The sequence below is a fragment of the Mesorhizobium sp. LEGMi-168a genome (assembly GCF_058312955.1).
The window spans coordinates 61,658-75,862 of the sequence record NZ_JBZEGV010000019.1; the positions used below are offsets into that span (position 1 = coordinate 61,658).

Annotated in this window: 12 protein-coding genes; 9 read left to right on the forward strand and 3 right to left on the reverse strand. The window is 64.0% G+C overall.

All coding sequences use genetic code 11. From position 1 onward, the window contains the following. Positions 1 to 330: 330 nt before the first annotated feature. A complete protein-coding gene (locus tag AC4FWB_RS22760; RefSeq protein WP_491028484.1) occupies positions 331 to 540 on the reverse strand; it encodes a hypothetical protein in 210 nt (69 codons plus the stop codon). Between the two features lie 405 nt (positions 541 to 945). On the opposite strand from AC4FWB_RS22760, the gene AC4FWB_RS22765 reads away from it, so the two are divergent. Further along, the gene (locus AC4FWB_RS22765) at positions 946 to 1,776 is read left to right on the forward strand and encodes a DUF2865 domain-containing protein (RefSeq protein ID WP_491028485.1); all 831 of its coding nucleotides are present in this window, start codon (positions 946 to 948) and stop codon (positions 1,774 to 1,776) included. 58 nt (positions 1,777 to 1,834) lie between these two features. On the opposite strand, the gene AC4FWB_RS22770 is transcribed toward AC4FWB_RS22765, so the two are convergent. After that, the gene (locus AC4FWB_RS22770; RefSeq protein WP_491028486.1) at positions 1,835 to 2,167 is read right to left on the reverse strand and encodes a hypothetical protein; all 333 of its coding nucleotides are present in this window, start codon (positions 2,165 to 2,167) and stop codon (positions 1,835 to 1,837) included. A 313-nt stretch (positions 2,168 to 2,480) separates the two neighbouring features. Between AC4FWB_RS22770 and AC4FWB_RS22775 the strand changes: the two genes are divergently transcribed. From AC4FWB_RS22775 to phoB, 7 genes are all read left to right on the forward strand, one after another. Then, positions 2,481 to 5,852 (forward strand): response regulator, encoded by a 3,372-nt coding sequence (locus AC4FWB_RS22775; protein WP_491028487.1) that lies wholly within the window; start codon positions 2,481 to 2,483, stop codon positions 5,850 to 5,852. 527 nt (positions 5,853 to 6,379) lie between these two features. Then, positions 6,380 to 7,438 (forward strand): phosphate ABC transporter substrate-binding protein PstS, encoded by a 1,059-nt coding sequence (gene pstS / locus AC4FWB_RS22780; protein WP_491028488.1) that lies wholly within the window; start codon positions 6,380 to 6,382, stop codon positions 7,436 to 7,438. Between the two features lie 64 nt (positions 7,439 to 7,502). Further along, the gene (gene pstC / locus AC4FWB_RS22785) at positions 7,503 to 8,489 is read left to right on the forward strand and encodes a phosphate ABC transporter permease subunit PstC (protein ID WP_491028489.1); all 987 of its coding nucleotides are present in this window, start codon (positions 7,503 to 7,505) and stop codon (positions 8,487 to 8,489) included. 3 nt (positions 8,490 to 8,492) lie between these two features. Further along, positions 8,493 to 9,344 (forward strand): phosphate ABC transporter permease PstA, encoded by an 852-nt coding sequence (gene pstA / locus AC4FWB_RS22790; RefSeq protein WP_491028490.1) that lies wholly within the window; start codon positions 8,493 to 8,495, stop codon positions 9,342 to 9,344. Further along, the gene (pstB, locus tag AC4FWB_RS22795; RefSeq protein ID WP_126097554.1) at positions 9,341 to 10,144 is read left to right on the forward strand and encodes a phosphate ABC transporter ATP-binding protein PstB; all 804 of its coding nucleotides are present in this window, start codon (positions 9,341 to 9,343) and stop codon (positions 10,142 to 10,144) included. The genes pstA and pstB overlap by 4 nt, the downstream gene beginning before the upstream one ends. Before the next feature lie 18 nt (positions 10,145 to 10,162). After that, positions 10,163 to 10,870 (forward strand): phosphate signaling complex protein PhoU, encoded by a 708-nt coding sequence (gene phoU / locus AC4FWB_RS22800; RefSeq protein WP_320221084.1) that lies wholly within the window; start codon positions 10,163 to 10,165, stop codon positions 10,868 to 10,870. Positions 10,871 to 10,889: 19 nt separating this feature from the next. Next, positions 10,890 to 11,579: a phosphate regulon transcriptional regulator PhoB gene (gene phoB, locus AC4FWB_RS22805; protein ID WP_010911896.1), complete on the forward strand. Its 690-nt coding sequence runs from the start codon at positions 10,890 to 10,892 to the stop codon at positions 11,577 to 11,579. On the opposite strand, the gene AC4FWB_RS22810 is transcribed toward phoB, so the two are convergent. Then, on the reverse strand, positions 11,580 to 12,821 hold the full coding sequence (locus AC4FWB_RS22810) for an ROK family transcriptional regulator (RefSeq protein WP_491028491.1): 1,242 nt from the start codon (positions 12,819 to 12,821) through the stop codon (positions 11,580 to 11,582). A 266-nt stretch (positions 12,822 to 13,087) separates the two neighbouring features. Here AC4FWB_RS22810 and xylF point away from each other — a divergent pair, with 266 nt between their 5' ends. Beyond that, positions 13,088 to 14,128, forward strand: coding sequence for a D-xylose ABC transporter substrate-binding protein (xylF, locus tag AC4FWB_RS22815; protein ID WP_491028492.1), 1,041 nt, complete (start codon positions 13,088 to 13,090; stop codon positions 14,126 to 14,128). Positions 14,129 to 14,205: the final 77 nt, after the last annotated feature.

Below are 14,205 nucleotides of genomic sequence, written 5' to 3' on the forward strand. Positions count from 1 at the left end.
GAGCGGAACGTTGTGTAAGGATTTAGAGCAATTCCAGGAAAAGTGTGAAACGGTTTTCCGCCCGGAATTGCGTCAAAACAAGGAGATAGAGCGGTTCGCCGTTTCCGTGAAACGGTGAAACGCTCTAGGACACAGGACCGGACGACGAAGTGCCTGCCATCGCCGACAGCCGTCCCCGCTTTTCAAGCGTCGGTCTTTCGTAAATCTTCTTCATGAGACTTCCCTGCAAGTCGTGGGCGGACAAAAAGCTACCGCTCACAAGACTAGAATCGAATGCTAGGGGAAGAGTTACCCCAGGCAAATCAACAATCCGTGCATATGCGGCAAGATTCAGCGTGCGCCCCGCCTTGCGGTGGCGTGCTTTCCCAACTCCGGCATCTCGAAGACATAGTCGTTCCAGGCCGATTCCGGGATCTGACCGGCCAGATAACATTCCAGCAGCAGATTTTGCTCCGGTGTCAGATGCTTCGGCGCCCGCTCGTGATCCAGTCCAAGCGAATGGATCAGGTTCCTGGTCAGGTCGGTGAAGTGAATGGACATCTTCGGTTTCCCTCGTGCTGCAGAGATAACGTCAGCTGCCGGCCAAAGGTTTCATCGGCAGTGCGTGATCAGGGGCGCCGGACGTCGATTGCCAGGCGTCGGCCGGTGCGGATGGTTTTTTCGGCTGCCTGTCTCAATCTTGAAATGAAAGTGTAATATTCATTTTACAAGATTGAGCATAACGATCAAAATGTAAGGATGTGCGAGACGGTTTACCTTACGAATATGACAATAATCTCATTTAGTTGAAGCTTGTATTCGTTTAGAGCTTCGACGTGGTTTGAGCAAGGCGATGGTCAAATGACGTGCTTGCGGTTTCTCACGGTCCCTCTCCTGGTTGTTGCCGCGTTGCTGGTATTCGCAAAGGTCTCCTATGCTGACCCTTGCGGCGCGCTAAGAAACCAGATGCTTGCCGGACGTGGCGCGGCCAGCCCTGAGCTTGCCCAGCTGCGGCGCCAGCTCGCCGCGATCCAGGGCGTCGAAAGGCAGCGCCGCTGCACCGCCAGCAGCGCGACGGGCGGCTTCTTCAACGCCTGCGCCGACCTTGCTAGGAGCAGGGCCGAGGTGCAGCGCCGGATCGCTGGCATCGGCAATCCAGGCCGCGGCGACCTGCAGGCGAGATATGTCGCGCTGGGCTGCCAATCCGCACCGAAGCGGCAGCAGGGGTCGGCGTCGGAGCCCAAGCCGCAATCCTCCGGCACGACGTTCGGCGGCAATGCGATGCTGTTCTGCGTGCGCCTTTCGGACGGCTATTTCTTCCCGGCGCCGAATTCGCAATTCGCACGAGAAAACGACCTCAAGGACACGGCCGATCAGTGCCGCTATATTTGCGACGATCCAGGCGTCGACCTCTATACGCTGAGCGATCCGAACCTGGAGACCGATCAGATGGTCGCGGTCGAGACGCGCAGGCCGTACACCGAGCTTCCGACCGCTTTCCGGTATCGCGACGACGCAAGCTTCAAGGGCTGCGATCTCAAGCGCTACTATCAACGCGTCGCCGAGCTCAGGGCGCGCACCGTGACGCCGGGCAACATGCAAAACGCCATCATCCCGTTGCCGACGGCAAAGCCCGATCTCGGCACGGTTTCGGATATTCCATCGCCCGCGGACGCTGATGCCGAGGCCCATGCGGCCGCAGCCGATGCAGGCGCGGCGGAGGGCCAGACGCCGACCAGGTCGGTCGGATCGCGGCCGGTGCGGGTGGTCGGCTCCGCCTTTTTCCCGGCGGACTGATCCCGGCCGGCAGCTTCGACCGCAATTGCCAGGAACTAAAGCGTCGCCTGAATCCGTTTTAGTCGCACACGACGCGAAAGCGCTTGCCGGGTTCGCTGATATTGCGGCAGGCCAGCGCCTTCTCCGGGCCGGCAGACGCATCCGGCGGCTGCGCATCCGCCGGCGGCTTTGCGGGCGGCTTCCGATATCTGCGCGGCGCCGATCTTGCCGCCTCGGGCGGCGCTGGAAAGACGCCGACGGCGACAGGCGGCGGGCTTGCTTGCGCCTGCTGCGGCGGCTTGTCCCAGACACGCCTGACATCGAGCTGCCGTGGAATGATCACCGTGCCGTCGTCGCTGCGCGCGCAGCCGCTTGCCGCAAGCAGCGCCGGGCACAGAATAAAAGTCAGCATTCGACCAAGCATCAGCAATCTACCCCCACGGACTTTATAGCCCGGTAGCGCCGGGTCCGCCAACGGACGGATTACCGCAGCAGGCATCGGACCAGCGTCTGATTTGATGCGCGTGGCTCCGAAACGGATTCATACGATGCGCTTCAAGTCTTTTGTTTTGATGCATGTCGCCAAAACCGCTACGCACTTTTGGGCGACATGCATTAACGGCATCGGCCGCGTTCGGTTGCGAATCGTTAAGGTTAGCGGATCGTTAATGCTTGTCGGGCACATTCCGCCGACGAACCGGCGAGGGTTCGGCCTGGGGGTAGGAATGGCGGACACGGACGGGACTTTCGGGACGGACTACGCGCGCGATTCCCAAAGGATGGTTGCGGGCGGCGGCGAAACATTCGCCGGAGCACAGCAGGCGGCAGGGACTTCGGAAGCGCTCGCCAACCTTCGCTTGGTGGTCGATTCGATGCCGATCGGCGTCATCGTCCTCGATGCCGATCTCAGGGCGGAGATCATCAACCGCGCCTTCTACGACTTCTGGAAGATCGATCCGCGTCGCGCCACGGTCGGCTGCGGTTTTCGCGAACTGATGGAGGCGAGCCGCGACGCCGACCCCTATGGCGACGACGAGGCGGAATGGCAGCGCCACATTGCCGGGCGCGAGGCGGAAATCCGGGCAGGCGTTGCCGGCTCCAGGCAGTTGCCGCGCAATGACGGCCGCACGCTGATCGCCTCGCTGGCGCCGCTTGCCGGCGGCAAAAGGCTGATCTCCTATGTCGACATCACCGACATGAAGCATCGCGAGACCGAGGCCGAGGACGCGCGCAAGAATCTCGCCACCGTGCTGGAGTCGCTGCCGGCCGGCGTCATCATCTATGACCGCGACGACAAGTTCGTCTTCGCCAACCGCAAGCTGCAGGATACGCTGCCGGCACTGAAGCCGGCCTGGCAGCCAGGCCGCAGCTTCCGCGAGGCATTGGAGCTCGGCCATTCCGTCGGCTATTTCCGGTCGAGCGGCGACAGTGAGATTGACAGCCTCTACGGCGTCGATACCGAGCGCTGGCTCGACGCCGTGCTCAAGCGTTACCGGCTGCCCAATTCTTCCTACGAGCGCCTCAACCCCGACGGGCGCTGGTACCAGGTCTATGATATGCGCACCGATGACGGCACGTTCATCGGCGTTCGTGTCGACATTACCGACCTCAAGGCTCGCGAGAAGGCGCTGCGCGACTCGATGCGCCAGATCGACCTTTACCGCCATGTCATGGACGAATTGCCGGTGGCGGCCTTCATCAAGGCCGAGGATCTCAGCATCGAGTTCGTCAACAAGGCCTGGTGCGCGCTGACGGGCATCGCCAAGGAAGACGTCATCGGCAAGACGGACCGCCAGCTTTTCGGTTCCGAGGACGCCGAGAGCTATAGCCATGACGACTCCGAGGTCGTGGCCACCGGCAATGGGCGCGAGGTCGAGGAACCCGTCACTCATCGCGACGGCACGGTGCGGCAGCTGATGACACGCAAGAGCCGCCTCGTCGCTGTCGACGGATCGGTGCATCTGGTCGGCTCCAGCACCGACATCACCGACGTCAAGGCGCGCGAGCGGGCGCTCAAGGACAGCATGAGCGAGAACGAGGTGTTCCGCAGCCTGATCGACAATGTGCCGGTGTCGATCTACGCCAAGCGCTCGGATCTGAGGCAATTCTACGTCAACAAGGGCTGGTGCGACCTCACGGGCTTCAGCAAGGAAGAGGCGATCGGCAAGACCGATGTCGAGATCTTCGGCGCGGACGGCGAAGCCTTCATCGCGGGCGACCTCGCGGTGCTGCGCACCGGCGAGACGCAGGAGATCGAGGAAAAGGTGACGATGCCCGACGGCAGCGTGCGTCACCAGTTCGCGCGCAAGGGCGCGATGATCGCGTCCGACGGCTCGCTCTATCTGATCGGATCGACCACGGACATAACGGAGCTGAAACAGCGCGAGGCCGAGCTCAGCGAGGCGCGCCAGCGCGCCGTGCTCGCCGACCGCGCCAAGTCGGAGTTCCTCGCCAATATGAGCCATGAAATCCGCACGCCGATGAACGGCGTGCTCGGCATGGCCGAGCTGCTAGCCAAGTCGGACCTCGACCCGAAGCAGAAGACGTTCACCGACATCATCGTCAAATCGGGCAACGCGCTGCTCACCATCATCAACGACATCCTCGACTTCTCCAAGATCGACGCCGGCCAGCTGGTGCTCGACCCGGCGCCCTTCAACCTCGCCGAGGCGATCGAGGATGTGGCGACGCTGGTTTCGACGCGCGCCAAGGAGAAGGACCTCGAGCTCATCGTCCGCGTCCAGCCAGGGCTCGACGGGCAGTTCGTCGGCGATGTCGGCCGCCTCAGGCAGATCGTCACCAATCTGCTCGGCAACGCGGTGAAATTCACCGACGAAGGTCACGTGCTGGTCGATGTGACGGGCGAGCGGGTCCCGGCGGGCACCAGGCTCACCATCTCGATCACCGATACGGGCATCGGCATTCCCGAGGACAAGCTGAAGCTGGTGTTCGAGAAGTTCAGCCAGGTCGACACCTCCTCGACAAGGCGGCACGAAGGCACCGGGCTCGGCCTTGCCATCACCTCGCGGCTGGTCGAGATGATGGGCGGCGAGATCGGCGTCGACAGCGCCGAGGGCAAGGGCTCGACCTTCTGGTTCACCGTCACGCTGCCGCGGGCCGAACAGGGCGGGCAGCGGATCATGCCGGTCGACGTCACCGGCGCGCGCGTGCTGATCGTCGACGACAATGCCGTCAACCGCTCGATCCTCAGCGAGCAGATGGCCTCGTGGACCTTCGATTCCTGCGCGGCGGAAAGCGGCGCCGAGGGACTGAAGGTGCTGATCGCGGCCGCCGCCTACGGCGTGCCTGTCGACTGCGTCGTGCTCGACTACCAGATGCCGGGCATGACCGGCGCCGAAATGGCGCGTATCCTGCGCAACACCGCCGGCCTCGCGCACACGCCGATCATCATGCTGACCTCGGTCGACCAGTCGCTCGCCAGCGCCGCCTATCGCGATCTCGGCATCGATGCGCAGCTGATCAAGCCGGCGCGCTCCTCCATCCTTTTGGAGACGCTGGTCGCGACCATCCAGCGCCATCGCCACAGCACGGCGGCCATCCATCCGCCTTTGGCCGGCAGCATAGGGACAGGGGCCGGCGCGTCGCGGGCGCCGACGGCGCAGGCGACGGCATCGGACCGCGTCCTGCTGCAGCCGCCGCCGGCGCGTGCCCGTCCGCGCCCGGCCGGCGTGGAGCGTGGACTCGATATCCTCGTCGCCGAGGACAATGAGGTGAACCAGCTGGTGTTCACGCAAATCCTCGGCGAGACCGGCTATCATTTCGAGATCGTCGGCAATGGCCGCAAGGCGCTCGACGCCTTCGGCAAGCTCAATCCGCGCATGATCCTGATGGACGTATCGATGCCGGAGATGAGCGGGCTGGAGGCGACCGCGGCCATCCGCCAGCTCGAAGCCGAGATGGGGACGCGTGTGCCGATCGTCGGCGTCACGGCGCACGCGCTGAAAGGGGACCGCGAACGCTGCCTGGAAGCCGGCATGGACGACTACCTGCCGAAGCCGATCAGCCCGAAGGCGCTGCTTGAAAAGCTCGAAAGATGGCTCGGCCCGGATGCGGAGGTCCGACGCAGCGCCGGCTAAAAGCACTTCCAGGAAAAGTGCGGCGCTGCCAGGGCGGTTTTCTCTTAGCCGGCATCCGCTGCTCGTTCGTTACGCGGACGTATGGTGTGATCGCACCATACCAAAGCGATGGTCAAGCCGGAACAATAGCGGCTGTCGATTCCGCCCTTCGGTTACGGGCGGGAGCAGCGACCGCCGGCAAGGAACAGCGTCGACTCTACCCCAACGGACCTGTTTTCGGCGATGGCTAGGCCATGATCCGCTCTGGCTTTCGGGCAACGCGCTCTCGTCCGGATTTTATTTCCCGGCGGCCGAGATCCGGCCGCCGGGATAATTTTTGATTCAAAAGTCGGACAAGTTGCTGATTCCCGCGGCAAACTCCGGCTGGCCCGCAAAAGGCGGCCGCAGGCCTCTCCAGCTATCCCTGTTCAGACGTTACCGGGCTGACACGAAACTGTCATGCGACTGTAATAATCGAAGGCTATTGCGCTCCCCGGGCGCCGATAGACGGGTGCCGAAAGACCATATTCCGAACAGGAGCAGGCCACATGAGACATTTCATCCGCTCGGCGGCCGTTGCGATTGCAATGGCTGCGGCATCCACGCTTTCCATCTCCGCCGCGATGGCGGCCGATATCTCGGGCGCCGGCGCCACCTTCCCCTATCCGATCTACGCCAAGTGGGCTGACGCCTACAAAAAGGAGACCGGCGTCGGTCTCAACTATCAGTCGATCGGCTCCGGCGGCGGCATCAAGCAGATCAAGGCCAAGACCGTGACCTTCGGCGCTTCCGATGCGCCGCTCAAGGGCGAAGAACTTGACGGCACCGGCCTCGCACAGTTCCCGATGGTGATGGGCGGCATCGTTCCGGTCGTCAATCTCGAAGGCGTCAAGCCGGGCGAACTGGTTCTCGACGGCCCGACGCTGGCCGACATTTTCCTCGGCAAGATCACGAGCTGGGATGACGCGGCGATCAAGAAGCTCAATCCCGACGTCAAGTTGCCGTCGCAGGCGATCGCGGTGGTTCACCGTTCCGATGGTTCGGGCACCACGTTCAACTTCACATACTATCTCGGCGACGTCAGCGCTGATTGGAAGTCGAAGGTCGGCGTCGACAAGGCTGTGGAATGGCCAGTCGGCATTGGCGCCAAGGGCAATGAGGGCGTTGCCAACAACGTTTCCCAAACCGGCGGCGCGATCGGCTATGTCGAATATGCCTATGCCAAGCAGAACAAGCTGACCCACACCGACCTGGTGAACAAGGACGGCAAGAAGGTCGAGCCGACGGCGGCGGCGTTCTCGGCTGCCGCGGCCAACGCCGACTGGAGCTCGCAGCCGGGCTACGGCGTCATCCTGGCCAATCAGCCGGGCGCCGAATCCTGGCCGATGACGGCTGCGACGTGGATCCTCGTCTACAAGAAGCCCGACGATGCGGCGGCCACGACCGAAGCGCTCAAGTTCTTCGCCTGGTCCTACGCCAAGGGCGACGACATGGCCGGCGCGCTGGACTATGTTCCGATGCCCGACGCGGTCGTGAAGAGCGTCGAGGGGATGTGGGGCAAGGACATCGTCGACGCGAACGGCAAGCCGCTCTACTCCGGCATGTAATTCCTGCGGAATAAGGAGGGCGCCTCCGGCGCCCTCCTGTCGCTTTCGAAATGCGAGGGGCTAGATGACTGCCGTTTCCGAAGCCGTGACATCGTCCGCCATGCGGACCAGAGAAGCGACGGTGCGCCGCTTCGCCTTCACCGACATGGCCTTCCGGACGGCGACGCGCGCTTCCGCCATCCTCGTGCTGGTCCTGCTTGGTGGCGTCGCGATCTCGCTGATTGCCGGCTCGTGGGAGGCGCTGTCGAAGTTCGGCTTCTCCTTCCTGACCACCGAGGCCTGGAATCCGGTCACCGAGAATTTCGGCGCCCTGGCGCCGATCTACGGCACCATCGTCACCTCTGCCATCGCCATTCTTATCGCCGTGCCGATCGGTATCGGCATCGCCGTCTTCCTGACCGAGCTCTGCCCGCGCCCGCTCCGCCGCCCGATCGGCATCGCGGTCGAGCTGCTCGCCGGCATTCCCTCGATCATCTACGGCATCTGGGGCCTGTTCGTCTTCGCGCCCTTCCTGCAGACGACGGTGCAGCCCTTCATCATCAATCTTTTCCACGGCATACCGGGCCTCTCCAGCCTGTTTGCCGGTCCGCCCTACGGCATCGGCCTGCTGACCTCGTCGCTGATCCTTGCCATCATGGTGCTGCCCTTCATCACCTCGATCACCAAGGACGTGTTCGACACCGTGCCGGCGGTGCTGAAGGAATCGGCCTACGGCATCGGCTGCACGACCTGGGAAGTGACCCGGCGCGTGACCATCCCCTATACCCGCGTCGGCATCATGGGCGGCGTCATGCTCGGCCTCGGCCGCGCGCTCGGCGAGACGATGGCCGTCACCTTCGTCATCGGCAACGCGCATCGCATCAGCGCTTCCCTGTTTGCACCGGGCACGACGATCTCGGCGACCATCGCCAACGAATTCACCGAAGCCGACGGCGAGCTCTACACATCCTCGCTGGTGGCGCTCGGCCTGATCCTGTTCATCATCACTCTCATCATCCTCGCCATCGCGCGCTACATGCTGTTGCGCATCGATAGCCGGACCGGAGCCTGACCGATGTCGACAGCCGCATCGCTCCACCAAAGCCGCAAGCGCAAGAATGCCGTGATGATGGCGCTGTGCGTCATCGCGGCGGGCATCGGCCTTGCCTGGCTGGCGCTTATCCTTGGCGCGCTGATCTACAAAGGGCTCTCCGGCGTTTCCCTGGCCGTCTTTACCGAAATGACGCCGCCGCCCGGCGACGCCGGCGGTCTGCTCAACGCCATCTACGGCAGCATCGTGATGACCATCATCGGCATCATCGTCGGCACGCCGATCGGCGTGCTCGCCGGAACCTACATGGCCGAATACGGGCGCTTCTCGCGTCTGACCACGGTGGTGCGTTTCATCAACGACATCCTGCTGTCGGCGCCCTCGATCATCGTCGGCCTGTTCGTCTATGAGCTGATGGTGCGCCCGATGGGCCACTTCTCGGCGATCGCCGGCGCGGTTGCGCTGTCCATCCTGGTGATCCCCGTCGTGGTGCGCACCACCGAGGACATGCTCAACCTGGTGCCCAACGCGCTGCGCGAAGCCGGCACCGCCATCGGCGCGCCGCGCTGGGTGGTGATCCGCTCGGTCGCCTATCGCGCCGCACTGTCCGGCATCGTCACCGGCATATTGCTGGCGATCGCCCGCATTTCCGGCGAGACGGCGCCGCTGCTCTTCACCGCGCTCAACAACCAGTTCTGGTCGAGCAATCTCAACGCGCCGATGGCCAGCCTGCCGGTGACCATCTTCCAGTTTGCGCTCAGCCCCTATGAGGAATGGCAGCAGCTGGCCTGGACGGGCGCACTCATAATCACCCTGACGGTTCTCGGGCTGAGCGTCTTCGCCCGCAGCCTTACCGGACGCAGAGAGGACAGATGAAACCGATGTTGTCCACCGACCTGAACGTAGCCGACACTGCCGTCGAGAAGGCCAAGATCGAGGTCAAAAACCTCAACTTCTACTATGGCCAGTCGAAGGCGCTGAAGGACATCAACCTGTCGCTGCCCGAACGCAGCGTCACCGCCTTCATCGGGCCGTCGGGCTGCGGGAAGTCGACGCTGCTGCGCGTGCTGAACCGCATCTACGAGCTCTATCCGAAGCAGAGCGCCGAAGGCCAGGTGCTGCTCGACGGCAAGAACATCCTCGACCGCTCGCAGGACCTCAACCTGCTCAGGACCAAGATCGGCATGGTGTTCCAGAAGCCGACGCCGTTCCCGATGTCGATCTACGAGAACATCGCCTTCGGCGTCAGGCTGTATGAGAAGATCAGCAAGGCCGAGATGGACAACCGCGTCGAGCAGGCGCTGAAGCGCGCGGCGCTGTGGAACGAGGTCAAGGACAAGCTCAACGCCAGCGGCCAGAGCCTTTCGGGCGGCCAGCAGCAGCGGCTCTGCATCGCCCGCACCGTGGCGGTGAAGCCGGAGGTCATCCTGCTCGACGAGCCGGCCTCGGCGCTCGATCCGCTGTCGACCGCCAAGATCGAGGAACTGATCGACGAATTGCAGGCCGACTACACGATCGTGATCGTCACCCACAACATGCAGCAGGCGGCGCGCGTGTCGCGGCAGACGGCGTTCATGTATCTCGGCGAGCTGGTCGAGTTCGACCGAACCGAGAAGATCTTCACCTCGCCCCGCGAGAAGCGCACGCAGGACTACATCACCGGCCGCTTCGGCTGAGTTCACACGAGGACATCAATCATGGCCCATACGGTCGCTTCCTTCGACGAGGATCTCGGGCAGATCAGCCGGCTCATCCGTGATATGGGCGATCTCGCCGGCTCGATGGTCGGCGCCTCGACCAAGGCTCTGCTCAATTCCGACAATGCTTTGGCGCAGCGCGTCGTCTCCGACGACGCCATCATGGACGCGCGTCAGCGCGAGCTCGACGACCGCGCCATCACGCTGATCGCCAAGCGCCAGCCGATGGCCGACGACCTGCGCAGCGTGGTCGGCGCCATCCGCATGGCCGGCGACCTCGAGCGCATCGGCGACCTCGCCAAGAACATCGCCAAGCGCGTCGGCTCCGTCGGCGTCAGCGCCGCGCCGCGCGACCTATCGCACTCGATCGACGCGATGGCGCAGCTGGTGCTGATCCAGGTCCAGGGCGTGATCGAGGAGTACACGGCGGGCGACGCCACGGCGCTCGCCAAGCTCAGGAACGACGACGAGCGCGTCGACGTCAAATACACCTCCGTCTTCCGCGAGCTCCTGACTTACATGATGGAGGATCCGCGCAACATCACGGCTTGTACGCACCTCCTGTTCTGCGCCAAGAATCTGGAGCGCATCGGCGACCATGTGACCAACATCGCCGAGAACGCCTATTATGTGCTGACCGGCACCCAATTGCCCGCCAATCGTCCGAAGCAGGACGAGACGGCGATGTCGGCGCCGGCGGCGTGACAGCGAAGGTGCCTGCCAAATGATCGCCCCACGCATCATGGTGGTGGAGGACGAGGAGCCGCTGGGGGTGCTGCTCCGCTACAACCTCGAATCCGAGGGTTATCAGGTCGAGGTGGTGACCCGCGGCGACGAGGCCGAGATCCGCCTGCAGGAGAACGTGCCCGACCTTCTGGTGCTCGATTGGATGGTGCCGGCGGTTTCCGGCATCGAGCTTTGCCGGCGCCTCAGGATGCGGCCCGAGACCGAGCGGCTGCCGATCATCATGCTGACCGCGCGCGGCGAGGAAAGCGATCGCGTGCGCGGCCTCTCGACGGGCGCCGACGACTACCTGGTCAAGCCGTTCTCGACGCCGGAATTCATGGCCAGGGTCAAGGCGCTGTTGCGCCGCGCCAAGCCGGAGGTGCTGTCCAGCGTGCTCAAGGTCGGCGACATCGTGCTCGACCGCGAATCGCACCGCGTCTACCGCAAGAAGAGCGAGATCAGGCTCGGCCCGACCGAGTTCCGGCTGCTCGAATTCATGATGCGGCATCCCGGCCGGGTGTTCTCGCGCAGCCAGCTGCTCGACAATGTCTGGGGCGAGACGATCTATATCGACGAGCGCACGGTGGACGTGCATGTCGGACGCCTGCGCAAGGCGGTCAACAACGGCCGCATGCCGGACGTCATCCGCACGATACGCGGGGCGGGCTACGCGATCAGGGAAGACTGATCAGGCGACGTTCTTTCCGGTGCCGGTCCTCGCCTGCACGCCCGGCGCGAAAATCTCCTGGTCGACGAAGCTCAGCGCGCGCATGGCGCAGCCTTCGCGTATCAGCGGCAATTCGTTCGGCTCAGTGTCGAAGGAGATCGATTTTGAGTGCTGGCCGCCGGCGGTCTGGGCGATGGCTTCCCGCAACGCCGGCTCGATCAGGTCGAAAGCCGCGGCGCTGACGCCGACCATGGCGACCGGCGCCGGGTCGATCAGCGCGAACAGGCTGCCCAGCCCAAAGCCCAGCGCTTCGCCCGCCCGGCGATAGGCCTCGCGCTCCGGGCCGTCTTTTTCGCGCGCCTTCGCGGCAAGAGCCCGCATGTCGGCGTCGCCGACGTCGACCGGCTCGGCATCCTCGCTCATCTTCATGGCGCTGCGCCAGATGGCGTAGTTGCCGGCATAGGCCTCGACGCAGCCGCGGCGTCCGCAGCGGCAGAGCGCGCCGCCGGGACGGTGGATCATGTGGCCGAACTCGCCGCCGGAAGAGTGCGTGCCGGTGAACAGCTCGCCCTTCAGCACCAGCCCCATGCCGATGCCGTGCGAGAGCAGGATGGCGATGAAGTTGTCGCGGTAGCGGTCGGGGTCGCGCCATTGCAGCGCCACCGCCATCATGTTGCAGTCGTTCTCCATGGTGGCGGGAATGCCGAATTCATGCTCCAGGATGTCGGCGAAGGGAATGTCGGTCAGCGGCGTGATCGGCGACCACAGCATGGCGCGGGCGTGGGAATCGGTGATGCCCTGGATGCCCATGGCAATGCGGGCGACGCTGCCGACATCGAGATCCGGGTCCTCCAGCCGGCGCCGGACAATCGCCGTGCATTCGCCGATCAGCTCGTCGCGCGGCATGGTCAGCGTGTCGAGGCGCCGCTGCTCTTCGGCGATGACCTGACCGGCATAGTCGATGACGGCGACGGAGAGGAAATTCAGCGACAGTACCACCGTCACCACCGCGGCCGCTTCGGGGTTGAGGGCGAGGCCGACTTGTGGCCGGCCGCGCTTCAGCGACGTGGTCTCGCTCGGCTTGCTCTCGGCCAGGATGCCTTCCTGGATCAGGTCGGCAGAGATCGCCGAAATCGTCGAGTGGCTGAGCCCGGTGGTCGCGGCGATTTCCGTGCGCGACGGCTGGTCGGCCCGGCGCACGGCCGAGAGCACCATGGCGCGGTTGCGCCGGCGCAGGTCGTCGTGGCGGATTCCGACCGACATCGTTTTCCTTCCTCCCGGGCGTCGCGGCCTTCTCATCATGCCATGGGCCGTCGCCGACGTGCTAGGGATACTGGCAGAAGCTGCCGGGGCTGTCATTATTTATTGCGGAGCTCGAAAAAAAGTTTGCGACACCTCAAAAACCATCAGAATCGCAGTTGACAGCGCTTCGACGTTGCATCAGTGTTTTTTCGAGGCTCGAAAAAAAGCCTCTGTGTGCGGCCTTCGGGCCAGTCTGGGTCGCGCCGCAATGGCGCAGGGAGGAAATCATGAAGAGATTCGCAACCGCCATCCTGGCGGGTGTCGCCATGTCGCTGACGCTGGCGTCGGTCGCAGAGGCAAAGGACAAGGTGATCGGCGTTTCGTGGTCGAATTTCCAGGAAGAACGCTGGAAGACCGACGAGGCGGCGATGAAGAAGGCCATCGAGGCCGCCGGGGACAAGTACATCTCCGCCGACGCGCAGTCCAATCCGGGCAAGCAGCTGACCGACGTCGAGAGCCTGATCTCGCAGGGCGCCAACGCGCTGATCATCCTGGCGCAGGACGCCTCGGCGATTGGGCCGGCAGTTCAGAAGGCGCTGGACGAAGGCATTCCGGTCGTCGGCTACGACCGCCTGATCGAGAACAAGGACGTGTTCTACCTGACCTTCGACAACAAGGAAGTCGGCCGCATGCAGGCCCGCGAGGTGTTCAAGGCCAAGCCCGAAGGCAACTACGTCTTCATCAAGGGCTCGGGCGCCGATCCGAATGCCGATTTCCTGTTCTCGGGCTCGATGGAAGTGCTGAAGGAGGCCATCGACAGCGGCAAGGTCAAGAATGTCGGCGAGGCCTATACCGATGGCTGGCTGCCTGCCAACGCGCAGAAGAACATGGAGCAGTTCCTGACCGCCAACGACAACAAGGTCGATGCGGTCGTAGCGGCCAATGACGGCACCGCCGGCGGCGTCGTCGCGGCGCTGACGGCGCAAGGCCTGGCCGGCACCGTTCCGGTCTCCGGCCAGGACGGCGACCATGCCGCGCTCAACCGCATCGCGCTCGGCACGCAGACGGTGTCGGTGTGGAAGGATGCGCGCGAGCTCGGCAAGAACGCCGCCGAGATCGCCTCGCAGCTCGCCGACGGCAAGAAGATGACCGATATCGCCGGCGTCAAGGACTTCACGACGCCTGGCGGCAACACCGTCAAGTCGCTGTTCCTGACCCCGGTCGCGATCACCAAGGACAATCTCAACCTCGTCATCGATGCCGGCTGGATCAAGAAGGACGAGGTCTGCGCCGGCGTTGCCGCCGGCAGTGTCGCGGTCTGCAATTAAGCCGACCGACGCCTGTCCAAATCCTGACGCCGCGGCCCAAGGGCCGCGGCGTTTCTCAAAAAGGTTTCCCGCTGCGC